Here is a 23,157-nt window from a genome sequence, read left to right on the forward strand (position 1 = left end):
TTTACGCTACGCTCGCCACCCCAAATCCACCGCCCTCATGAATAAGACGGGCTAGGACATCACCGGGGTTGGAAGCGTGGACGAGGAGAGCCTTCGCTTGCTCCGACCAAACCTGGGGTCCGCTCTCTTCAGTGCGGTGTGCAAACGTGACGAAGGAAGCTGCGAGTAGATAACGCCTCTCGCGGTTCTGATTGCACCAGGCAATGAGCTTCTCGCACGAGATCACGTCCGCTGGGTTCGGCCGGTGATTATGCAGGTGATCGAACACATTGACACCCGCCTGGCACTCCCTTGCGTCTCCCTCGAAAAGGGCGTCTAAAACGGCCGTTGGCTGAACGGCTAACAGGGCTTTCAGCAGGTCGTCGTTGTCGAATGAGTGGGTCTCGTGGGCTGCGACCGCCCGCCTCAGCTGGCCCGTTATCTCCGTCGCGAGGGTCGCGGCTTCAGGCCCTGTTAGGCATGCTCGCACAACTCTTGCCAGATTGTGGTCGTCGCGCTGGTTACCCCTCCTAAACTGGAGGCGCTGCAACAGCTCTTGACCGGCCTCTAAGAGTTCGGTCTCATGCTGCCTCTGTTCCAAACGGTCCGAGTATACACGCATGCACAGGATCTCCAGCGCTACGTCGAACCCATCGGGCTGTTGGGAGATGAGTTGGAGCAGATCTCTCAGATCGCTGCCTGCCAGTTGATCCGTCGTTCGCCCAAGCGCCAGGTGTCGATACATCCCGACCGGCACCTGACCTGAGTTCAGAGCCCGCTTCAGTCGCTCGACGCTACGCGCATCAAGCTGCACCACCGAGTGCAGCACCGGAACGAACGCAATCAAGGTGGGCTGGTCCAGAGCAGCGTCGAGGAGATCTTGCGCGAGATTCCTGTCTTGCTCCCAGAGTTCGGCAAGGTAACCCCTAAGCACCTGAACGTTGCGCTGCTCCAGCGGGAGTTGCCCAAGGCTCTCCACGAGCCTTGACCAGGCGGCGCGCCTATCCTCAGACGCGCAGGCGAGCCCACGTCCGAATGCCCAGGCTCTATTCCCACCACGGAGAATGTCAGGCAGGAGATCTGCGAACACTGCTTCGTCGGCGGCGACAGCCACGCCAAGCTCGGTGGCGATCGCCTCAAGTCTCTCAAACTCGCTCGTGACGTCGTCTTCGAGTTCTATGTCCTCCAAGTCGATTCCGCCCGATGTACCGCCCAGGACCACCGCTCGCACCCGTTCCGATAGGTTGGACGGTCTAAGCTCGGCTTCTAAAGCGGAAAGGCGGAAAGAACTTTCTAGGCTCAGCTGGTCCCTGTCGAAACGCATGATCTGGCGGCACGCGACCCAACCCTCTCGCCAGAACCTGTCTGCCGCGAAGCAGCGAGACAGGCGCTCCAAGTTGTCGAGCATGTACGCCGAAGTCCACAGCCCGCGAAAGTTTCGCGCAAGCAGACTGCCCAACTCAGGCTTGAGTACATCCTCAATGAACGCAATACGTTCGATCAGCACCAGCGCGGCACTGTACCAACGACTTATGTCATCGTTGCTTCTGGGCTGGTAACCGTAGTCCCGCGACCGCCCCCCGAACTCGAAACGATGACCCGAGCTGAAATGCGTAGCCTCTAGAACCTCGTCGAGGGCCGCCAAGCCAAGCGAGCACTGCTTCGGCACGCCGGATATGAGCAGCCGTTCGATCACACCCAGCCGTTGTTCGATGGTAGCATGCGTCCCTGACAAATAGATTGTGAAGAGCGAAACGAACGCGTCTGAAGCGTCTTTGGCATCTTGCTCGTCCGAGCTCTGCGTAGCTGCCAGCGCCAGCAGGGAGGCGCTTCGTTCGAATAGGGACGGGTCATAGGCCAGGGAGCGCAGCAACGACCTATGCTGCCTAAAAACGATAGTGGCCACCTGGGCATCGCTGTCGCTAGCTCGTTCAAGAGCCGCGAGCGCGGCGGCGGGCAACACTGGCGCGACGTTCTCGAACATTGCTCGCCTAAGGTCATTGAGAGCCGTCGCGTCACCCAGCAAGCCACCAGGCGCAAGCCATCGGTCGACTATGGCGACGGCGCGGGGATGCTCGTGCAGGAACGCAAGCCGTCGTGAAAAGGACCGAGCAAGCCGGTCCGTTCCACCTGTCACGAGTTGCTGATTGATAAGGTCGTACGGCGTTTCCTCAAGGGCGCGGGCGGCAAGCCGGTTCGCGATGGCGTGCGGCAGCACTGCGCGCCACACACTGCGTTGCTGAACGAGGTCCCGCCGGAGCAGCTCACTAACGTGCCGGTAGAGTTCCCGAGGAGCTTGGTCTGCGAGTACGGCCAAGCGCGGCAGCTCTGCCTCATCGCCTGCCAGCGCCTCGCCTTGGAAGGAATAAACGAGCGAGAATGCTTGGGCCGCGAGGAGCAGAGCGTCGTTGGAATCGTGCCTCTGGCGGAATAGACGCTGGAAGAGCTCGTCGTCCGAAAGGCCGGCGATAGTCTCAGAGCGCTCGACCGTTCCGGCGAGGGCGATCGCGATCCGGGCGTTACCGCCAGACGCCTCGGCGATCGTGCGGGCATCGACCTCGGACATGTGCGAGAAGCGACGTCGGATCAGTTTTTCGATCAACTCGGGTGAAGACGTGTCGAGGCTGACGACCTTCGTCCCCTCCGGCTGGTCGTCGCGCACGTCATACTCGACCGTAAGAACGCTAACCGTGCTGATGGATGCTGCGCACAGGTCCGAGAGCCTGCGGTGGAGATCCGGTGGGCAGTTGTCGACTATTAAGATGGCGCGCGTGCGGTTAGCGATTAGGTCCGAGGCGAGGCCTGTCGGCTGTGGGTCGGGATCATCGGACAGATTTGTGTAGACGGCAAGCGACGGCGGCAATGGGCGCGAGGCGATGCGCGCGTCGAAGAGAGCCTGGACGAGACGAGTCTTGCCTACACCCGATAGTCCGACCAAGCGGGCTATCTTGCCAGGTTGGGCGAGCTCGTCGCGCAACTCGTCGATGGCGTCAGCGATGGGCTGTGCGGGCGCATCGTGCTGCCTACCAAGCTGGAGCCGCAGCTTATCGTCTAGCAGATACTCGGCCTCGACGCCCTCGGCCGCGCCGCCCCATGAACCGTATGGACGCCAGCCGACCAGCGCGCGACCCACCTTCTCCTTGACCCAGGTGATCAGACCTGGGTGCTGCCGCACCCATGTAGCTAGGCGCGTGCGGTCATAAAAGTCGATATGAAGCTGAGCGGCGGTAGCAACATCCGTCAGCGCTTCGTACAGCGCGTTCCGTCGGTTGCGCAGGGCAACGTCGGCCGTTGAGCCGTGTGAGCTAACGATGACGTAAGCGCCGGCCTCTTCAGCAAGCTCTTGGATGACGGGTCGGATCGCACCGTTCGGCCGCATCTCGCCCAGGATAGCCGCCCTCGCCATGTCTGGTGTCTTAATCTGGAACCCCGTCGAGAATCTTGGGATATAGCCATCTATGGGGGTACCTACTGGCAGCGCGACACGTACGTCGAGACCACCGTCTGCGGCGGTCTGATTGCCGCCCCATGTCACCGCGGCAGTCGATAGTCCCCGGCTTGCAAGCTCGGCCTCACATAGGCGGCCAACAAGCTCCCGCAGATCGACGTCGTTGAGCAATGCAATTTCGTCAGGGCTAACGTCGAACATTGCTCGTAGCGTACTCGTGTGGTGGTGGGCGCTCTGGTGATCTCATTGTACCAGATGCAATCTTTATTTTCGGCCTACAAGCGGAAGTTTTGAATTTCCGCTTTTGAGGGCTCAGCAGCGTAGGTCGAGCGAATATGGATTAGAGCGTGAGGTATCGTCCGAGCGCTGCAGACGCAGCGCCGAGACAATCAGCTTTGTGTGGCCCAACCGCTCAATTTTTCATCAGCTCATTCAACGATCGCAATTGGCGAAAATCAACTAGTCCGGAGGAGGGGTAAATACGCCCCCCCGACATGTGGGCTCTGCAACGCGCAGAAATCTCCACGGACGAAATATTCGAATAAAATTACTAAGATATTTTATTGGATTCAATTCTTTATAAACATCACTTCTGGAAAATTATTAATTTTAATTGCCGGGCTTGCGACCGTCTTATTCTATAACTGGAAATTAAAACAGCGGATGTTTAATTTTACCTCAAAGCGCGCAAATCTAGGCTAGAAGCTATAGTGTGTTAGGCGCCCGGAAGTGAATATGCTGATTTAAACCCGACTTGATCATACAGGTCTACAGACGCAATACCTGGAAGCGGGCGGTTTTTGGCATGAGATTTCCTGGGCGGATTCGGCGATCGGCCGGACGGCGATGGTCAGCCTTGACCCGACCTCGGCATTATCGACAACGAGTCCGCGCGGGTTGATGAAACCAATACATATGCGACGGAGCATGGCAGAATTTCCCACGGTTGAAGTGGCGATCGCTGCTTGACTGGGGACCGGAGTGCATACCGCGATGGAAGACCGCTTTGAAATTGCTGTCATTGGCCTTGGCGCCATGGGGAGTGCGGCCCTCTATCAACTGAGATTGCAGGGCGCGGGGGTGGTCGGCCTCGATCGCTTCTCTCCGCCGCATACCCTCGGGTCGAGCCACGGCGAAAGCCGCATTACCCGACAAGCTGTCGGCGAGGGTCGCGACTACGTTCCCTTCGTCCTGGCCTCGCACCGGATCTGGAGAACCCTGGAGGCGGAGACCGGGGAGACACTGCTGACCGCCTGCGGTGCCTTGGTGATGGGGCCGGGCAGCGGCGTCTCCTCCCATCACGGCAAGTCGGATTTCGTCGGGCGTTCAATCGACGCCGCGCAGGCCTTCTCAATCCCACACGAGGTCCTTGATGGGTGCGAGGTCGCACGCCGGTTCCCGCAATTCCTAAATCTCAGCGGCGACGAGAAGGCCTATTACGAGCCGGGTGGTGGCTACGTGCGCCCCGAGCGCTGCATCGCCGCCCAGCTGCATCGGGCCAGCGAACTCGGCGCCGTGATCCGCACCGGGACAACGGTGCTGTCGATCCTGCAGGAGCCGGGTGGAGTCTGCATCGAGACCGATCGCGGCGTCGTTCTGGCCGATAAGGTGGTGGTCTCGGCCGGGGCCTGGACCGCGCCCCTTCTCGGCGCGCCCTTCACGGACCTGCTCACAGTCAATCGACAGCTCCTGCACTGGTACGCCCTGGACGATGCCTCGGCTTACGGCCCCGACGCGCCAGTCTTCATCTGGATGCACGGTGCCGGTGACACGGACTACCTCTACGGCTTCCCGCCCCAGCCGGGCGAGGCCCAGGTCAAGGTCGCCACCGAGCAGTACGAGACCTCCACGCGGGCCGAGGCACTCGACCGCGACGTAAGCCCAAAGGAGTCCGCAGCGATGTACAGGCACCACGTAGCGGGCCGGCTCGCTGGCGCGACAACGCGGGTGACCCAGTCCGCCGCGTGCCTCTACACCATGACCCCTGACCGCGGCTTCATCATCGACCGCCACCCGCGAATGGACCGGGTCCTCGTCGTCTCGGCCTGCTCCGGACACGGCTTCAAGCACTCGGCCGGGATCGGCGAGGCTGTGGCAAACGAGATGGCGCAGGCCAGCGGACGCATCGATCTCGCTCCGTACTCAATCGAACGGTTCGGCTGATCCGCACAGCGATGGCCTGCCGATTGCTTGACCCATTTGGATTTTACAAGGCAATCTCTCAAAAGAGCGATCATCGGCCTCCCTGTTTCGCTTTTGGTCGATCCGGATTTGCCAAGCAAAGGTGTCGTTTTATGCGTAAGCCGACTATGACGTTTCTCGGCTCCGGCCTACTCGCGGCGGCCGCATTAATCACATCCTCCTTAGCGATAGCTGCGGACGGGATTGAAGGGATTAAGCAGCGCGGGACGCTCATCGTCGGCGTGAAGGCAGATTACCGCCCCTTCGGCTTCCGCGATCCGAGCGGAGCAATCATCGGGTTGGAGCCAGATCTCGCCGCCGACGTCGCTAAGCGCCTCGGGGTGAAGCTCGAGCTCGTACCGGTTGTCTCCTCCAACCGGATAGAGTTCTTGCAGCAAGGCAAAGTCGACCTCCTCATCGCAACGCTCTCGGACAAGCCGGAGCGCCGCCGCGTAGTGCAGGCGATCGACCCGCAATACTACTCCGACTTCGTCAACGTGATGCTCCCCAAGAAGGCGGGCATTACCGATTGGGCTCAGCTCAAGGGCAAGCCTCTCTGCGCTACCTCCGGCGCCTGGTACAATAAGGAAGTGGCACGCACTTACGGTGCCGAGATCGTTGCTTTCGACGGCTCCGAGAAGCCACTCTTCGCGCTTAAGCAGGGCAACTGCATCGGCTACGTCTACGACCAGAGTATGCTGCAAGGTAAGCTCCTCGACGCCGACTGGAAGGCGGACTACGCCCTGCCGCTGAAGGGTGTCCTCGATGCTCCCTGGATGATGGCGGTCGCGCTCGGTAACGGCTCGCTTCAGACGATGCTGGAAACCACGACTAAGGATTGGATGAAATCCGGCTTCATTGTCGAGGAGGAGAAAAAGTGGGGCATCGAGCCGACGGAGTACTCGAAGGCGATGCACGAAAAATACAAGAACGCGACCAACTGAGACGCGCCAGGTCAATCGACTGGCCGTCTTGAGGAACACGATGGACGCCGTACCGAACTGGTTCCGGACCCTCTACGAAACTACGGGTTTCAACTTCACGGTCTTCTACGACCCCTACGACTGGAACCGCTACGTCAACGGTCTGAAGATAACCCTGCTGCTCGCGGTGACGACGATCCTAGCTAGCCTCGTCATCGGCGCAGTGGGGGCACTCCTTCAGGGCGGCCAGTCGCGGCTCCTACGTAGCCTCGTCAACGGTTTTGTTGTCGTGTTCCGCAACACGCCGCCGCTGGTGCAGATCTTCTTTTTCTACTTTGGGCTCGGCACTCTACTGCCGGCCACCGAGACCGCCGACGGCTTGCGCGTGCCGATCCTCGATAATGTGCAGTGGGCCATCGTCTCGCTGTCGCTATTCGCCGGAGCTTTCAACGTCGAGATTTTTCGCTCTGGCATCGAGGCAGTGCCGCGGACCACCATCGAGGCGGCCGAGGCCCTCGGCTATACCCGTCTTAAGGCCTACGTCTACGTCGTGCTGCCGCTCGCGCTCCGCGTCTGTCTGCCGGCCCTCAACAACAATCTCATCAACCTTCTGAAGACCACCACCCTGGCTTATGCCATCGCGGTGCCCGAGACATTGTATGCGGTAAAACAGATATGGTCGGAATCGCAGAATGTGCTCGAGATGATGATCGTTCTGCTGGCGACCTATGCGGTTCTCGTCGGCGTCCTCGTCTGGATCATGCACCGCTGGGAGCGGGTCCTGCGGATCCCGGGCTACAGCCGATGAGGGAGCCACCGCCGACGTCGTGCGACCTGCCGGTCCTGCTGCCGTTCCGGGTCTCGCGCACACGGACCCGTTTCGCCCTTCACCCGGCGCAGGCTTGGCTACTTGGGGCATGGATCGCCGGCCTTATCCTTGTGGTGCCGGCCTTCGCGCAGGGCTCAGATGCCGTGCGGTCGCCGTTCCAAGTCGTCCTGCGCTGGGCGCCGCTTCTGCTGACGGGCTTTTCCTTTAACGTCGCAATCTCGCTCGTCGCGATGCTCCTCGGCACGGGGGCGGGCGTCGGGCTGGGTCTCGGTTTGCTCAGCGAAGTGCCAGTCCTGCGCCGCGTCGCCTGGGGCGTGACGCAGTTCTTTCGCAATGTCCCCTGGCTGGTGCTGCTGTTCTTCGTAATGTTCCTCGTGCCATTCCAGATCACGGTGTTTGGCCTGCGCGTGCCGCTACCTGACTGGGTCAAAGCGACGATTGGGTTCGCGCTGCCAGTGATGGCCAACGTTGCCGAGATCGTGCGCGGGGCCGTGAGCTCGGTGCCGGCCACCCAGTGGGAGGCGGCCGAATCCCTGGCCTTCACCCGGCGGCAGACGCTGTTCCGCATCATCCTGCCCCAGTGCCTCAAGCGAATGCTGCCGCCTTGGATGAATGTCTACGCCCTGATAGCCATGGCCACCGTGCAGGCCTCCATCGTCGGCGTCACAGAGATGCTGACGTTGACGGCGCAGGTCCATGCGGCGGAAGGAGGCCGACCGGAGCTGTTCGCCCCCCTCTACGGCTTCGCCCTGCTATGCTTCTTCCTCTACTGCTACCCGATCGACCGGCTGACTGCGCGCCTGGAGCGGCGCTTCGAGACGGCTTGAGGCTCGCGTTTCTGATGGTGTGTTTTTGATGGTGAGTTTCTCGTCCTCCGGCCCACCAATCGTGCAGCTCCTCGACGTGCGCAAGTCCTTCGGCGAGGCGGAGGTTCTCCAGGGGATCAGCTTCGATGTGCGCCGAGGCGAGGTCGTCTGCATCATTGGCCCGTCAGGCTCGGGCAAGTCTACGCTGATCCGCTGCATCAACGCTCTCGTTCCGGTCACTTCCGGTACTATCAGAGTCGACGGAATCGAGGTGGGCGACCCGAGGCTCGATAAGCTGGCCCTGCGGCGCAAGGTCGGCATGGTGTTCCAGCAGTACAATCTGTTCCCGCACAAGACAGCACTCCAGAACGTCATGATGGCGCCGATCCACGTGCTGGGTCAGGACAAACGCGAAGTCGAGGTCCGGGCGCGGGCGCTCCTTGCCAAGGTCCGGCTCGCCGGCAAGGAGGCGGCCTATCCCGGCGAAATGTCGGGCGGGCAGCAGCAGCGGGTCGCTATCGCCCGCTCGCTCGCGATGCGACCGGACGTGATGCTGTTCGACGAGGTCACGGCGGCCCTCGATCCAGAGACGGTCAAGGAAGTGCTCGTTACGATCCGGGAACTTGCCGAGGAGGGCATGACCTGCCTCCTCGTCACACACGAGATGAACTTCGCCCGCGAGGTCGCCGACCACGTCTACTTCACCGATCGCGGCGTTATCGTCGAGCACGGGCCGCCCAAGACCTTATTCTCGTCCGCCATCGATCCGCGCACACGGCAATTCCTATCTCAAGTTCTTTAGGAGCCCAGCAAAACGTCGTCAGACAGGCTGCGGGTATCGTCGCTTTGATCGTTGCGTAGCGCGAGAGGATTTTTCCCGCGGTTACAGTTGGGGTTACAGTCATGCGGCGGCATTCCGCTTCATGTAAGTTGACGCTTGATCGCGCAATTCCACATCGCGCACGTTCAACGCCTCAAGCTTGTGAGATTGCGATTTCATCGAATTGCGTAATGCGGTTTGCACTCGGATCGATTGCGGAGACACTCGGATTTGGCCTCTTCTAAGCGGCAGGTCGTTGGTTCGAGCCCAACCGGGGTCGCCAGCCTTTGTCAGCGCCTACGACTTTGGCCGCCGCCTCAAGACCCTGCATGGCCTCACGCCCTACGAGGCCATCTGCAAAGCATGGTTCGCAGAGCCAGGCCGCTTCACATCAAACCCGCTCCACCAAATACCGGGACCAAACATCTAATGCGGGATCTCGACGGGACTCGCGAAGAAGAACGCCAGGCCGAACAGGGCGTAGACCCCGAGCAGCAGAAGGCCCTCGAACCAGGTGGTCTCGCCGTCGCGGGCGATGGCGTTGACGATGAAGGCGGTACTGGCAATCGCGAACAGGTGTAGAGGGTTCGAGAACACCAGCGTCATCGGATGACCGAGCGCCCAGGAGATGATGACCAAAAGCGGCGCCAGCACCAACGCCACCTGGATGGCCGAGCCGATGCAGATGTTCAGCACGAGCCCCATGCGGTCCTCGTGCGCAAACCAGGCCGCCGCGAACAGGTCGCCGGCCGTGCCGACCAGGGCCAGCACGATGACGCCGAGGAACATCGGCGAGAGGTGGAGGGCGCCCGCGGCCTGGGTGATCGTCCCCGACAGCATCTCGGCCTCGAAGGCGATGGCGATTGTTGCGGCGACGAGAACCCCAATGGCGAAAGGAAAGCTCCAGTCGGCCTCGCCGCTACCCTTGTCGTTCGAGAATACGTCGCGGTGGGTGACGAGGGTGAAGACGAGGTTGGCGAGGTAGAGCAGCAGCAGCACGACGGAGACGCCAAGGCTGACCTCCTCGTCGGTGATGCCGAGCGACGCCGCCTGCCCGGACATCCGCCCGCTCAGGTCGAACACGGCCGGCAACAAGAGGGCGATGACGACGAGGATCAGCAGGGTCGACAGCAGGCCAGCGCGCTCGGCGCTGAACTTCTGACGCTCGCGCGTGATCCCACCCACGATGATGGCGAGGCCGAGCCCGAACAGGCTGGTCCCCATGATCGAACCGGCGATCTGTGCCTGCACAACGGCGGCCTCGCCCTGCATGAGCACGAACAGCGCCAGGACGAGCTCGGCGATGCTGCCGAAGCTGACGGTCAGAAGGCCGCCGATTGCCGGCCCAACCCGGTCCGCAAGCTGATCGGTCGCGCGCCGCACCCACTCCGCCAGAACGGCGATGGCGAGTGCGCTGGAGGCGAACACCAGGAGCGGCGAGGCGCCGACGAAATACTTCAGCGCAGCCGAGATCGGGATGAGGACGAGAAGGACGGTGAAGACCATATGAAAATCAGTCCCGATGGAGGGGGCCGCCCGAAGGTCGTGCCTTGTCCCAGCGACGGCAGGCGCTCACCGCTGTCGCGGGCTCTCAGCCTTCGCGCAATGTCCGACGCGCGACTATGCCAAGGGTCGAGCCCTGGACGATGATGGTGAAGAGCACCACCGCGTAAGTCGCCGCCAAGATCGCGGGCTTTGCGTCGCTCTCGGGAATGGAGAGGGCCAGCGCGACCGAGATACCGCCGCGCACGCCCGCCCAGGTCAGGAACGGCACGTTGCCGAGGCAGAGGTTGCCGCCCCAGCGGAACAGGAGGACCGGCGCCGAAACCGCGATGAGGCGAGCGACCAGCACGATGGGAACGGCGCAGGCAGCGAGCGTGAGGCCGGATACCGCGAATCGGAGGACGAGCACCTCCAGGCTGATGAGAAGGAACAAGACCGAGTTCAGCACCTCGTCGATCAGCGTCCACAGGGCCGAAACGTACTTCTGGGTGTTGTCGCTCATCGCGTAGCGCGGCGCCCGCTCGCCGACGAGCAAGCCGGCCGCGACCACGGCCAGCGGTCCGCTGGCCCCGAGCTTCTGGGCGAGTGCGTAGGTTCCGGCGACGAGCGCCAAGGTGATCAGCACCTCCACCGGAAAGTCGTCGATGGCCCGCATGGCGCGGTAGGCGACGTACCCGGTGACGATGCCGAGCACCAAGCCGCCGCCGGCCTCGTGGAGCAGGAGCGTCGTGATGCCGCCGACGCTCATCGCCTCACCACCCGATCCCGCCGCGAAGGCGACGAGAACGGTGAACAGCACGATGCCGATACCATCGTTGAACAAAGCCTCGCCCTGCATCTCGACTTCCAGGGCTTCGGGCACGTTTACGTTCTTCAGGGTCGCCAGGACCGCGACTGGGTCCGTCGGGCTGATGAGCGCGCCGAACACCAGCGCCCAGGAGAATGGCACCGGGCTGCCGAGGGCCTGCGCAGCGGCCCAGAAGGCACCGCCGACCAGCGCGGTCGAGATCAGAGTGCCGAGGAGCGCCAGGGTCGCCACTGATAAGGCTCGGTCGCGCAACAGCCGAAGGTCGAGGCTCATGGCGCCGGCGAACAACAGGAAAGCGAGCATGCCGTTCATCACCACGGCGGTGAAGTCGACTTGGTCGAGCACCCGGGTGAGGTCCTCGTAGAGATGCTGCTTCGGGAAGGCGAGGTCTACGAGGACCAGCGCGAACGACGCCAGCAGCCCCATCACCAGCAGGCCGATGGTATGCGGCATCCGTAGGAAGCGGCGGTTCAGCCAGCCGAACAGCGCAGATAACGTCAGCAGCAGAGCGGCGAGATCGAAGATCGAGATAACTTTAGCCTCTGGATTAAGCGAGGCTCGGCCTTGAGGGCTCGCGGAACGAACTAGCCCTGAACGCCGGACGGGACACCACCGACGGATCCCTCAGAGGCGACTGGGCCTCGACCGGGGAGCGATGAGCCAGTGATCGGCGCCATGCCGTCGGTACCCAGGACCGTCGCGGCGGTCAGCCCCATCGATCTCGCCTCGCTTGGCGGGGCATCGACCAAATGGGCGGCGCCGAACAGCAGGACTGTGCACACGGCGATCGCCGCCAGGAACGTCGTCAGAAGCCTCATGACCATCCCAATGAATGGTCAAGCTCGAAGGTTCCCGCTTGAAGGTTCCCGGCGCGGTGCGTTGCGGAGGGACGGGCACCCGGGATGGAGCGGGCCCCGTCCCGGCGCTGGGAGTTACTTCGGCATCAGGACGCTGTCGATGACGTGCACGACGCCATTCGACTGGAACACGTCGCGCTGCTCGACGACAGCGCCGCCGCCCTTCTGGTCGATGAGCGCGAGGCGATCGCCGTCCATCTTCACGGTGAGCACTTCACCCTCGACCGTCGTCAGGTTGGCGTCGGCTCCGCTCATCTTCGCCTTGGCCATCAGCGCCTTCGCATCGAGCTTGCCCGCGACGACGTGATAGGTGAGCACCGCCGTCAACGTCTTCTTCATGTCGGGCTTCAACAGCGTGTCCACCGTACCGGCAGGGAGCTTGGCGAAGGCGGCGTTGGTCGGCGCGAACACGGTGAACGGGCCGGGGCCGCTCAGGGCGTCGACGAGGCCGGCGGCCTTCACGGCGGCGACCAGGGTCGTGAGATTGCTCGCCTTGGACGCGTTCTCGCCGATGGTCTTGCTGGCCATCATCGGGGCGCCTCCGACCATGAGTGACGTCTCGGCGAAGGCCGGTACCGCGAAGGCCAAGCCGGAGGCGAAGAGGGCGGCGGTCAGCGTCGTACGCATCATCGAATTCATGTTGAGGCTATCAAGGCTCGATCATCGAGGCTCGTGGCCGACTTACGGGACGAGGTCGGAAGGGGTCTCAAATAACTAGTCACAACAAATTTATCGTAGCCCGATCAAAAACTCGGGATCGATTTTCGTTCATGTCAAATCGAGCAGTCGCCTGCTCCGGTTTTATCAGCTCACCCGAACGATATTGCCTGCCAATCAGCCGCCATTCTCAAAAACAACTTACCAAAAATTCATGTTAGGCCCACCGATTTATCTGAACGTTTCCTGAACGGGGACGTTGTGGCCTGGAACGGTGCAGCCATGGGATGGCATGAGCCTGGCCCCCTTAGAGGGGGAGCCCTCTCACCTTCGCAGCCTTAATCAGGAGACCGCCTTGTCCTATCGCACGATCACCGCCGCTCTCGCACTCGCCTGCCTCACGGTTCCGGCCTTGGCCGAGACGATGCCCGCATCCTCCGATATGGGGATGAAAATGGCGGAAACCGCTACGGTGAAGCTGAAGTACGTGACAGTAAAGCCGGCCGACGTGATGTCGTCCAAGCTCATCGGAACCACAGTCTACAACAACAAGAAGGAGACGGTCGGCGAGGTCGAGGATCTCGTGATCGAGAATGGCAAGACCCTTACCGGCGTCGTTGTTAGCGTCGGTGGTTTCCTCGGTATGGGTGAGAGCTACGTCGTGCTCGACCCGTCGACCCTTGCGATTCACGACACGAACGGCAAGTGGGCGGTCTATGCCGACACCGACAAGGACACCCTCAAGAACGCGCCGAAGTTCACCTATTCGAAGAAGAAGAACTGATCCCCATACCGGGAGGAGAGACCACCATGAGGCATACCATTCTCGCCTCCGCGCTCCTGGCCGGTCTCGGTCTCGGCGCCTCGACGTTACCGTCCGCAGCCTTTCCGGTGACTGCCTCCGGTGTCGTTCCGTCAGTGAACGCCGACCTCCTACAGGTGCGTATGCACCGCCGCCACCGGATGCGGCAGGGCTCGGCTAGCCGCGGCAATGCCAGCATGCCTTCGCGCGGTGCGCGCGGGCAGCAATATGGCGGGACGACCGGCGGTCCGCGCCGCTGACGTCACCAAACTCGATCCTCGTCCGATCGGCACCAATGAAAAAACGATGAAGCGCCGCCGGATGGCAAGCCTGCCTCCGGCGGCGCTTTCATGTGGCCCGTTCGGGCAGGAAGTGAACGAAGACGTAGCGCGCAGTCGAGGGCCGGACGCTTCGGGATGATCCGGCGGAGAGTGCAGAGGGAGTCGGTGGCGACGTTGACGACGGCGAGCATGAGCGCAGCCGAAGGCCCAACGAGCGGGACTGCCGCAGTCACTCCGTAGCCTTCGCCGCCGGACCGGCGTCGGGACGCTCATCGCGGCGCCGGCCGGCAAGTTGGATGCGAGGCAGGCCGACGATGTCGTTGGTCGCCGAGGCAATGCCAATGCCGGCCTCGTCGAACGCCGCGAGAATGTCCCGACTCATGGCGTCCTTGGCACCGCGGATTTGGTGCGTGCCGAGGATGAAGCGGACGCTCAACTCCAGCCAGTTGTCGGTGATGCGGTAGTACACCCGAGGCACGAGATCGATGGGCTCGACCCCGAAGCGCTCCTGCAGGCTCGTCTTGGCGACCGCCGGAATGGCGTCGGCGTCGATGGCATGTGCCTTGGCAGCTTGCAGCAGGATCGCCTCGGCCCGCACCCGGTCGTCGGTGTAGGTGATCGGGATGACCATCTCCTCCCAGATGAACGGGAAGTCGCGGGTGTAATTGTAGACGGGGTCCGAGAAGATCTTCGCATTGCTGACTGTCACGATGCGACCAGTGAACTGGCGGCTTTGTACCCACATCGCGGGGGATGCGCCCTGGACGGACGGCGGCTGGCCCATCTCCATGATCGTGGTCTGGATGAAGCCGAGGCGCATCACGTCGCCGCGTACGCCGCCCATGGAGATACGGTCGCCGACCGTGAAGGTCGCGCCCCTCAGGATGACGAAATAGCCGGCCAGCGAGGTGACGACCTGCTGCAGGGCGAAGGCGAGGCCGGCGGAGACGAGGCCGAAGGCGGTGGCGAGCCGGGTCGGATCGTTGAACCAGATCGAGAGCAGGCCGAGGACCAGCAACACTGCCGTGAGCAAGCTGATGCCCTGTCTCGTCCAGAACTTGGTCTGGACGCTGGATTGGTCGGTTCGGCTCAGGATCACGCCAGCCAACCCGCGCAGACCGATCCCACCGCCCACGACAACGGCGATGAACACCAGGGAGAGCAGGAGCTTCTGCCCGTTCTCGGCATTCACGCCGACCCAATCGATTCCAACCAGTTGCACGGTGTCGCCGGCCGTGTCTCATGCGGATTGTCGGCGATGCGCGAGCGGACTCGTCCCGGTCGCCCGACGGAAGGCCCGCGAAAAGTTGGATTGGGACGAAAAGCAACAAGCAAGGGCGATTTCTGCAACGCCGAGGTGCCTAAGTGCCAGGAGGGTCTTCGCCCGTTCAAGTCTCATGCCTGCGAGGTACCGATGCGGCGGCGCCCCCATGCGTCGTGCGAACATGCGGACGAAATGGAACGGACTCAGGCAAGCCACTGCGGCCAGGTCATCTAAGCTGATGTCGTCCTCGACATGCTGGGCCATGTATTCCAGCACGCGGCGCAACCGTCGTTCGTCGAGCTGGTGCTGCCGCCCCTGGCCCGAAGAGCCGGATCCCGCAGCATAGCGCTCGGCGATCCGTGCCGTCAGCCGAAGGGCCAGGCTTTGGACCAGAACCTGCGCGGTCGAGGTCGGCTCCCGCATCTCTGCCAGAAGTGCCCAGCCGACCTGCCGGATTTGATCGTCTCGGAGACCAGCGAGATAGCGCACGGAGCCCTGTGCGACCGGCGGTCCGCCATTCTCGATCCCATGGCGCGTGAAGCAGTCCGCTGGCAGATAGAGGTGGAGGATGTCGTGCCACTGAGAGATCCGGATATCCTCCTCCTGCACTCCGCTTGGGCAGAGCCAGGCGATCCCGGGCTCGACCCGGGTGCGCTGCCAGACGCCGTGGCCGCGCCGTGTCACGACGCAGTCGGCGTGGCACGCCACGGCGATGCAAATCTCAAGGGCTTTGGGTTCAAAGGGTGGTAACTCGGCCGCCTCGTGCCGGCGCAGGTCCGCCACCAGACCAGTCCAGGCCAGTCGCCGGGACGTGGTGATGACGTTCAGCCCACCGTATTTGCGGGGACCGTCAGCTTCCAGATCCATGGGGCGGCCTCCCGGGAGCGGCGCAGGGCGACCCTATCACGGGAACGGGATAGCTTCGCCGCGAAAACAGCAATCCGGGAACGGACGGCCAATGGCTTGCGTGAGATTCTAGGCTCGTCTTCATTTCCGGCGAGGAGCCTGCAATGCCCGCACCCCAGGGTTGGATGGCCGTGGCCATCCTGACGAGCATGCAGGCCGCCGGCACCCTCCTGGGAGGATCAGCCGTGGCCGAGACGGACGGACCGGATCTTCCAGCGCAACTGGTCCGGGATTTCCACGGTGCGTTCGGAGATCACCACGCACGCGCCGTCCACGCCAAAGGTGTTATTCTCGAAGGCTGGTTCGAGCCCAGCCACGAAGCCCAGACCGTGTCGAAGGCCGAGGTGTTCACCGGCAAACGGCACGTCACTGTCCGTTTTTCCGATTTCACCGGACTTCCCGATATTCCGGACACAAGCGGCGATGCCAATCCGCGCGGTCTGGCCATCAAGTTCGATCTGCCCGGCGAGGCGACCTACGATATTGTTGCCCACAGCTTCAACGGCTTCCCGGTGGCCACGGCCGCCGAGTTCAGCACGCTCTTGCAGGCGCTTCCGTTGAGTGGCCCTGATGCCGCCAAGCCGACAGCGCTGGAGAGGTTCTTCGCCGACCATCCGCGGGCGCAGGCCTTCTTCACCACCCAGAAGCCGCCGCCGGAGAGCTTCGCCACCACGGCCTATTTCGGCGTGAATGCCTTTACCTTCACAGACGCGGCCGGGCGGACCCTGACTGTCCGCTACCGCTTCGTGCCGGCTGCCGGGGAGCGCTACCTCGATCCGGATGCGCTCAAGACCCGTTCGGCCAGCTACCTGGGCGACGAGATCGGCCCGCGGGTGGCGGCACATCCCGTCGCCTTCACATGGCAAGCGCAGATCTCGGAGACTGCAGACAAGGCGGACGATCCCTCGACGGCGTGGCCGGAGACCCGGCGGCTCATCACGCTGGGCGTCATCACCATCGACAGGGCGGTCGGAAACACGCCCGAGCGCGACCGAGCGCTTCTCTTCATGCCGGGCAATGTGCCGCCTGGGATCGGCATAGCCGACCCGATGCTTGCGGTCCGCAACGCCGCCTATCCGGTGTCCTTCGGTGAACGGCAATAGGTGGGCGATCACGGCCGCAGCGATCGTTGCGGTCGGGATCGCAGCACGTGGCGGGCTCGCGTCGCCCGCACCGGCCGAAACTCTACGGCCCCTGGTCCAGGAGGCACTCCCAGACGTTCCGGGCTACGGCCTCACGGCGGTTGAGGTCAGCTTCCCACCCGGCGCGAAGGCAGTGCCGCACCGCCATGGCAAGGCCTTCCTGTACGTGCACGTATTGGCCGGTTCCGTGCGCAGCCAGATCGAAGGCGAACCGGTACGCGCATTCAGGACCGGCGAGAGCTGGACCGAGAAGCCCGGCGATCATCACGTCATTACCGAGAATGCCAGCGCCACGGAGGCCGCAAGGCTGCTCGTCGTCTTCATTGCCCCCAAGGGAGACGCCCTGAAGACCGATGACCGGCCCCACGAGCCCTGAATGGATCGGAGCTTCCCATGAGTCAGCGCCTTGATTACCAGTCCAGGTCGCCGGCCGGTATGAAGGCACTTGGCGAGGTCTACGCCTATGTTGCCGGGTGTGGGCTTGAGAAGCCTCTGATGGACCTTGTCTATCTGCGCGCGTCGCAGATCAACGGCTGCACCTATTGCATCGACACGCATGCCAAAGACCTGCTCGGGGCGGGCACTCCCGCTCGGAAGCTGCTGCTGCTGTCGTCCTGGCGAGAAGCAAGCCCATGGTTCACGCCTCGGGAGCAGGCCGCTCTGTCTTGGACCGAGGCCGTCACCGAAGTCGCGACGAGCCATGTCCCCGACGCCGCGTTCCAGGCCGCGAGGACGCAGTTCGACGAAAAAGAAATGGCCGATCTAACAATTGGCATTGGTCTGATCAATACTTACAACCGTATCGCGATCAGCTTCCGGCGCAGCCCCACCGCTCCTCTAAAAGCATAGACTGCCCGGACTAAATCTACGGCAACTGCCACCAAGCCGAACGTTTATGGTCTCGGCTCAAGAAGTGGCTCTCCATCACAACGCGATACAAAAAACAGCTCGCCGCCTCACGGGCGTCAGTTGTCTCACAGCCGCGTACGATTGAATGGGACTCACTTTGTTTGATCCCAGGGTCGCCAGTGCTCATCGGATCTTGCGAGGGAAAATCCGATCGCGGCGGCGCCGGTGAGGCCGGTCGCGCGATTGCAGGCCCGTTGCTCGGCGACGGCGGTGCTGCACTGCGGGAACGCGTGGGCGCTCCGGCGGTTCGGCTTCTGAGAGAGTGGAGCCGACCCCCATGAAAATCGTCAACGTCGCCGACCTCATCGTCGAGACCCTCAGCCAGGCGGGGGTTCAGCGCATCTACGGCCTCGTGGGAGACAGCCTCAACGCGCTCACCGAATCCCTGCGGGTCCGCGAGACCATCGACTGGGTGCATGTCCGCCACGAGGAGGTCGCCGCCTTCGCCGCGGGTGCCGAGAGCCAGATCACCGGAGAACTCGCCGTCTGCGCCGGCTCCTGCGGCCCGGGCAACCTCCACCTCATCAACGGCCTGTTCGATTGCCATCGCTCGCGGACCCCGGTCCTGGCGATCGCCGCGCATATCCCGTCCGCCGAGATCGGCTCGGGGTATTTCCAGGAGACGCATCCGCAGGACCTGTTTCGCGAATGCAGCCATTATTGCGAGATGGTCTCCGATCCGGCGCAGCTTCCCCAGGTGCTGGAGAGCGCCATGCGGGCGGCCATCGGCCTGCGCGGCGTCGCCGTGGTGGTGATCCCCGGCGACGTGGCCCTGATGGATGCGCCGAGCCGGGGCATCGCGCCCAATTCCGGCCTGATCCCGCAGAAGCCGATGGTGCGGCCGGCCACCCGCGAACTCGACGCATTGGCCGACCTCCTCAACGGATCGGGCAAGGTGACGCTGTTCTGCGGCCGGGGCTGCGCCGGAGCCCACACCGAACTTCTGCAGCTCGCCGAGGCCCTGAAGAGCCCCATCGTCCACGCCCTCGGTGGCAAGGAATTCGTCGAGTACGACAACCCCTACGATGTCGGCATGACCGGGTTGATCGGCTTCTCGTCGGGCTACGCCGCGATGATGGGCTGCGACACCCTGCTGATGCTCGGCACCGACTTTCCGTACCGCCAGTTCTTCCCCACCGATGCCAGGATCGCCCAGGTCGACATCCGCCCCGAACAGCTCGGGCGGCGGTGCAAGCTCGACCTCGGCCTCGTCGGCGACGTGAAGGACACCATCGCGGCGCTGATGCCGAAGCTCACGGTCAAGCACGACCGCAAGCATCTCGACGCCGCGCTGAAGCACTATGCCAAGGCGCGCGAGGAGCTGGACGACCTCGCCACCGGCGCTCCGAAGAAGAGCTGGTTCGGCTTGAAATCCGAAAAACCCCCGATCCACCCGCAATACCTCACCCGGATCCTGAGCGAGGCGGCCACCGAGGATGCGATCTTCACCGCCGATGTCGGCACCCCGACGATCTGGGCGGCGCGCTACCTCAAGATGAACGGCAAGCGCCGCCTGCTCGGCTCCTGGGTCCATGGCTCGATGGCCAATGCCATGGCGCAAGGCATCGGCGCACAGGCGTCACAGCCGAACCGGCAGGTGGTGTCGCTGTCGGGCGATGGCGGGTTCACCATGCTGATGGGCGACCTGCTGACCCTGCGCCAGGAGAAGCTGCCCCTGAAGGTGGTGGTCTTCAACAACGGCACACTCGGCTTCGTCGAGATGGAGATGAAGGCCGCCGGCTACCTCGAGACCGGGGTCGCCCTCGACAACCCGGACTTCGCCGCCATGGCGCGGGCGGCCGGCCTCTTCGCCATTCGCGTCGAGGACCCGGCCGAGCTGGAGGCGGCCGTCGCAGAGGTCCTGGCCCATGACGGGCCGGCGCTCCTCGACGTGGTGGTGGCCCGCCAGGAATTGTCGATGCCACCCAAAATTGACGGCCAGCAGGTCAAGGGTTTTAGTCTTTACGTCCTGCGCGCCGTCATGAGCGGGCGGGGAGATTCGGTGCTCGATCTCGCCAAGACGAACCTGCTTCGCTAAAGCGGACTCGAGTTTCGAACGTTTCCAAGCAGCCGGCCTCTGCCGATGGCGGCTGCGACGACAAAAGAAAAACGCCATGCGCATCGGGCTGTTCGTGCCGTGCTACGTCGACGCCTTCGAGCCGGAGGTGGGGATCGCCACGCTGGAATTGCTGGAGCGCTTCGGCCTCGACGTCCACTACCCGTACGACCAGACCTGCTGCGGCCAGCCGATGACCAATACCGGCTGCCATGCCGAGGCCGCGGCCACAGAGGCCCTGTTCGTCAAGAACTTCGCCCCGTTCGACTATATCGTCGCCCCGTCCGGCTCATGCGTGCATCAGGTGCGCGAACACCTCACCGCGATCCCGCAGACGGACGAGGTGAAGGCGGTGCGCGCCAAGACCTACGAACTCGTGGAATTCCTGCACGACGTGCTCCAGGTCGCGGAGTTTCCCTGGGCCGAGTTCCCGCACAAGGTCGGCTATCACAACAATTGCAACGCCCTGCGCGGCATCCATCACGGCCGGCCGTCCGAGCTGAACGCGCCGTATTATTCGAAGCCCCTCGACCTCCTCGCCAAGGTCAAGGGCATCGAGATCGTGACCGCGTCCCGCCCCGACGAGTGCTGCGGCTTCGGCGGCACCTTCTCGGTGTTCGAGCCGGCGGTGTCGGCCAAGATGGGCTACGACAAGGTCGCCGACCACAGCCAGGCCGGCGCCGAATACGTGGTCTCGGCCGATTCCTCCTGCATGATGCACCAGAAGGGCTGCGCCGCGCGGATCGGCGTGCCGCTCAAGTTCATCCACATCGCCCGCATCCTCAATGGAGCGACCGCATGACGAACGCGGATCAGTCGGGGCTGCGCGAGCCCGCCGCCGAGAGCGATCGCGGCCAGGACGGCCGCCCCCTCCAGCACGCCGAGGCCGCCACCCAGCCGGTGGCGGTGAAGGCCCCCCGCGAGGCCCAGCCGCGCGGCGCCAAGATTCGCGGCGACCGGCCCATCGATCAGGCCGAGGCCGCCGAGCGCTTCCTCGCGGCGCCCCTGCACCAGAAGGCGCATGACGCCCGTCTGTGGGATCTGCGGAGCAAACGCGACACCGCCGCCTTCGGCATCCCCGAATGGGAGGAGCTGCGGGAGCTGGCCTCGCAGATCAAGACGCACACGCTGGCGAACCTCGATCGCTACCTTTTGGAATTCGAGGCCAACGCCAAGGCCAACGGCGTCCATGTCCATTGGGCGGCGGACGGGGCAGACCACAACCGCATCGTCCACGGCATCCTCAAGGATCACGGCGCCAAGACGCTGATCAAGTCGAAGTCGATGCTCACCGAGGAATGCGGCTTCCGGCATTACATGGCCGGCACCGGCATCGAGGTGATCGAGACCGATCTCGGCGAGCGAATCCAGCAGCTCGACAACGAGGAGCCGAGCCACGTGGTGGTGCCGGCGGTGCACAAGACCCGCCTCGACGTGGCGGAAGTCTTCGCCAAGACCATGGGCACCGACCCCGAGAACGACGACGTGCATTACCTGGCCGAGAGCCAGCGCATGCACACCCGGCCCCTGATCCTGAATGCGGATGCGGGGATGACCGGCTGCAACTTCGCCATCGCGGAGACCGGCACCGTCGTCACCTGCACCAACGAGGGCAATGCCGACCTGTCGGGCAATGTCCCCAAGCTCCAGATCCACTCCATCGGCATCGAGAAACTGATCCCGAAGATCGAGCATCTCGGCGTCTTCATCCGCCTGCTGTCGCGCTCGGCACTGGGCTCGCCGATCACCCAGTACACCTCGCATTTCCGCGCCCCGCGCGACGGCACCGAAATGCACATGGTGCTGGTGGATAACGGCCGCTCCGAACGCCTCGGGATGGAGGAGTTCTGGACCTCGCTCAAATGCATCCGCTGCGGCGCCTGCATGAATACCTGCCCGGTCTACCGGCGCTCGGGCGGGCTTTCCTACGGGGCGACCTATTCGGGCCCGATCGGGCTGATCATCGATCCGACCTTCAACAAGCGGAAGTATTCCACCCTGCCGTTCTCCTCGACCATGAACGGCTCCTGCACCAACGTCTGCCCGGTGAAGATCAACATCCACGAGCAGATCTTCGCGTGGCGCAAGGTCCTGGCCGAGGAACACCAGATCCCCTTGCTCAAGCAGGGCATGATGAAGGCGGCCGGGCAGGTGCTGAGCCGGCCGGCGACCTATCGCGCCGCCATCGGGGCCGCCGATTCCGCCCTGAAGGTGCTGCCGCGCTTTGCCGTCTACAATCCGCTCAACACCTGGGGCAAAGGCCGCGAGATGCCCGACAGCCCGCGCCAGACCTTCCACAGCTGGTACAAACAAAACCGCATGAAGAAGGACGGCGCCCGATGAGCGCCCGCGAGGACACCCTCGCCCGCATCGCCCAGAACCGTCCGAAGGGGGACCACGCCCTGCCCGTCGTGCCGAATTTCGCGCCACTGGTCGGCGACGATCTGGAGGCCGAATTCGGCGAGCGCCTGAAGCGCATGGGCGGGCGGATCGCGGTCCCGGTGCCGGGCGAGGACCCCTTCGCCGCCGTGCGCGAGCGCCTCGACGGCGCCGCCGTGATCGCCTCGGCGGTGCCCGAGATTTCCGGCAACCGCGATCTCGCCCAGGTCGCGCGGCCGCAGGACCTCGCCGATGTCGACGTCGCCATCGTCCGGGCGGTGTTCGGTGTCGCCGAGACCGGCTCCGTGCTGTTCACTCAACGGGAGTTGCAGGTGAATGCGGTGGCGTATCTCGCGCAGCACTTGGTGGTGCTGCTCGACCCCGCCGACATCCTGGTGAACATCCAGGCGGCCTATCGCCGGGCGGATTTCGCCCAGGCCGCCTATGCGGTGCTGCATACCGGCCCGTCGGCCACCGCCGATATCGAGGGCGTGCTGATCCATGGCGCGCAAGGCGTGCGCTCGCTGACGGTGATCCTCTGCCCGCGCGGAACGACCGAAAACGCGACGGCGTGAATTCCGCGGGAACCCGGGATCGGGCGCGCTCT

General features: G+C 63.6%; 20 protein-coding genes and 1 pseudogene. 15 read left to right on the top strand and 6 right to left on the bottom strand.

Annotation, left to right across the window (positions count from 1 at the left end; translation table 11 throughout):
* Position 1: 1 nt before the first annotated feature.
* The gene (locus tag G3T14_RS08145) at positions 2 to 3,628 is read right to left on the bottom strand and encodes a hypothetical protein (protein ID WP_163641789.1); all 3,627 of its coding nucleotides are present in this window, start codon (positions 3,626 to 3,628) and stop codon (positions 2 to 4) included.
* 792 nt (positions 3,629 to 4,420) lie between these two features.
* On the opposite strand from G3T14_RS08145, the gene solA reads away from it, so the two are divergent.
* The 6 genes and pseudogenes from solA to G3T14_RS08175 form a co-directional block, all read left to right on the top strand.
* Positions 4,421 to 5,590, top strand: a complete 1,170-nt coding sequence (solA, locus tag G3T14_RS08150) for an N-methyl-L-tryptophan oxidase (RefSeq protein ID WP_163641790.1) — start codon at positions 4,421 to 4,423, stop codon at positions 5,588 to 5,590.
* 131 nt (positions 5,591 to 5,721) lie between these two features.
* A complete protein-coding gene (locus tag G3T14_RS08155; protein ID WP_204262718.1) occupies positions 5,722 to 6,552 on the top strand; it encodes a transporter substrate-binding domain-containing protein in 831 nt (276 codons plus the stop codon).
* 40 nt (positions 6,553 to 6,592) lie between these two features.
* Entirely contained in the window at positions 6,593 to 7,339 is a 747-nt protein-coding gene (locus G3T14_RS08160; RefSeq protein ID WP_163641791.1) for an amino acid ABC transporter permease, read from the top strand.
* Positions 7,336 to 8,187: an amino acid ABC transporter permease gene (locus G3T14_RS08165; protein ID WP_163641792.1), complete on the top strand. Its 852-nt coding sequence runs from the start codon at positions 7,336 to 7,338 to the stop codon at positions 8,185 to 8,187. Before G3T14_RS08160 ends, G3T14_RS08165 begins: the two co-directional genes overlap by 4 nt.
* A gap of 28 nt (positions 8,188 to 8,215) precedes the next feature.
* Positions 8,216 to 8,968: an amino acid ABC transporter ATP-binding protein gene (locus G3T14_RS08170; RefSeq protein WP_163641793.1), complete on the top strand. Its 753-nt coding sequence runs from the start codon at positions 8,216 to 8,218 to the stop codon at positions 8,966 to 8,968.
* A 304-nt stretch (positions 8,969 to 9,272) separates the two neighbouring features.
* Positions 9,273 to 9,416, top strand: a pseudogene (locus G3T14_RS08175) (IS481 family transposase); the annotation flags it as partial.
* On the opposite strand, the gene cax reads toward G3T14_RS08175, so the two are convergent.
* The 3 genes from cax to G3T14_RS08190 form a co-directional block, all read right to left on the bottom strand.
* A complete protein-coding gene (cax, locus tag G3T14_RS08180) occupies positions 9,413 to 10,492 on the bottom strand; it encodes a calcium/proton exchanger (RefSeq protein WP_163641794.1) in 1,080 nt (359 codons plus the stop codon). The pseudogene G3T14_RS08175 and the gene cax overlap by 4 nt on opposite strands.
* 85 nt (positions 10,493 to 10,577) lie before the next feature.
* Entirely contained in the window at positions 10,578 to 11,828 is a 1,251-nt protein-coding gene (locus G3T14_RS08185) for a sodium:proton antiporter (RefSeq protein WP_348645240.1), read from the bottom strand.
* 401 nt (positions 11,829 to 12,229) lie between these two features.
* Positions 12,230 to 12,784: a fasciclin domain-containing protein gene (locus G3T14_RS08190; protein ID WP_204262731.1), complete on the bottom strand. Its 555-nt coding sequence runs from the start codon at positions 12,782 to 12,784 to the stop codon at positions 12,230 to 12,232.
* 382 nt (positions 12,785 to 13,166) lie between these two features.
* On the opposite strand from G3T14_RS08190, the gene G3T14_RS08195 reads away from it, so the two are divergent.
* Positions 13,167 to 13,595: a PRC-barrel domain-containing protein gene (locus G3T14_RS08195; RefSeq protein WP_246733072.1), complete on the top strand. Its 429-nt coding sequence runs from the start codon at positions 13,167 to 13,169 to the stop codon at positions 13,593 to 13,595.
* 26 nt (positions 13,596 to 13,621) lie between these two features.
* The gene (locus tag G3T14_RS08200; protein ID WP_163641796.1) at positions 13,622 to 13,873 is read left to right on the top strand and encodes a hypothetical protein; all 252 of its coding nucleotides are present in this window, start codon (positions 13,622 to 13,624) and stop codon (positions 13,871 to 13,873) included.
* A 250-nt stretch (positions 13,874 to 14,123) separates the two neighbouring features.
* Here G3T14_RS08200 and G3T14_RS08205 read toward each other — a convergent pair whose 3' ends face one another.
* Both G3T14_RS08205 and G3T14_RS08210 read right to left on the bottom strand, forming a co-directional pair.
* Positions 14,124 to 15,116, bottom strand: a complete 993-nt coding sequence (locus tag G3T14_RS08205) for a mechanosensitive ion channel domain-containing protein (protein WP_163641797.1) — start codon at positions 15,114 to 15,116, stop codon at positions 14,124 to 14,126.
* An 18-nt stretch (positions 15,117 to 15,134) separates the two neighbouring features.
* A complete protein-coding gene (locus G3T14_RS08210) occupies positions 15,135 to 16,025 on the bottom strand; it encodes an AraC family transcriptional regulator (RefSeq protein WP_163641798.1) in 891 nt (296 codons plus the stop codon).
* 143 nt (positions 16,026 to 16,168) lie between these two features.
* On the opposite strand from G3T14_RS08210, the gene G3T14_RS08215 reads away from it, so the two are divergent.
* From G3T14_RS08215 to G3T14_RS08245, 7 genes are all read left to right on the top strand, one after another.
* Complete coding sequence (locus G3T14_RS08215) at positions 16,169 to 17,167, top strand: catalase family peroxidase (RefSeq protein ID WP_246733073.1); 999 nt, start codon at positions 16,169 to 16,171, stop codon at positions 17,165 to 17,167.
* Positions 17,154 to 17,582 (top strand): cupin domain-containing protein, encoded by a 429-nt coding sequence (locus G3T14_RS08220; protein ID WP_163641799.1) that lies wholly within the window; start codon positions 17,154 to 17,156, stop codon positions 17,580 to 17,582. The genes G3T14_RS08215 and G3T14_RS08220 overlap by 14 nt, the downstream gene beginning before the upstream one ends.
* A gap of 17 nt (positions 17,583 to 17,599) precedes the next feature.
* Positions 17,600 to 18,055, top strand: a complete 456-nt coding sequence (locus G3T14_RS08225; protein ID WP_163641800.1) for a carboxymuconolactone decarboxylase family protein — start codon at positions 17,600 to 17,602, stop codon at positions 18,053 to 18,055.
* A gap of 337 nt (positions 18,056 to 18,392) precedes the next feature.
* The gene (gene poxB, locus G3T14_RS08230; RefSeq protein WP_163641801.1) at positions 18,393 to 20,153 is read left to right on the top strand and encodes a ubiquinone-dependent pyruvate dehydrogenase; all 1,761 of its coding nucleotides are present in this window, start codon (positions 18,393 to 18,395) and stop codon (positions 20,151 to 20,153) included.
* 76 nt (positions 20,154 to 20,229) lie between these two features.
* Entirely contained in the window at positions 20,230 to 20,973 is a 744-nt protein-coding gene (locus G3T14_RS08235) for a (Fe-S)-binding protein (RefSeq protein ID WP_163641802.1), read from the top strand.
* Complete coding sequence (locus tag G3T14_RS08240; RefSeq protein ID WP_163641803.1) at positions 20,970 to 22,514, top strand: lactate utilization protein B; 1,545 nt, start codon at positions 20,970 to 20,972, stop codon at positions 22,512 to 22,514. Before G3T14_RS08235 ends, G3T14_RS08240 begins: the two co-directional genes overlap by 4 nt.
* Positions 22,511 to 23,125 (top strand): LUD domain-containing protein, encoded by a 615-nt coding sequence (locus G3T14_RS08245; RefSeq protein ID WP_163641804.1) that lies wholly within the window; start codon positions 22,511 to 22,513, stop codon positions 23,123 to 23,125. Before G3T14_RS08240 ends, G3T14_RS08245 begins: the two co-directional genes overlap by 4 nt.
* Positions 23,126 to 23,157 lie beyond the last annotated feature (32 nt).

It is taken from the genome of Methylobacterium sp. BTF04 (assembly GCF_010692745.1).
Classification (GTDB): Bacteria; Pseudomonadota; Alphaproteobacteria; order Rhizobiales; family Beijerinckiaceae; genus Methylobacterium.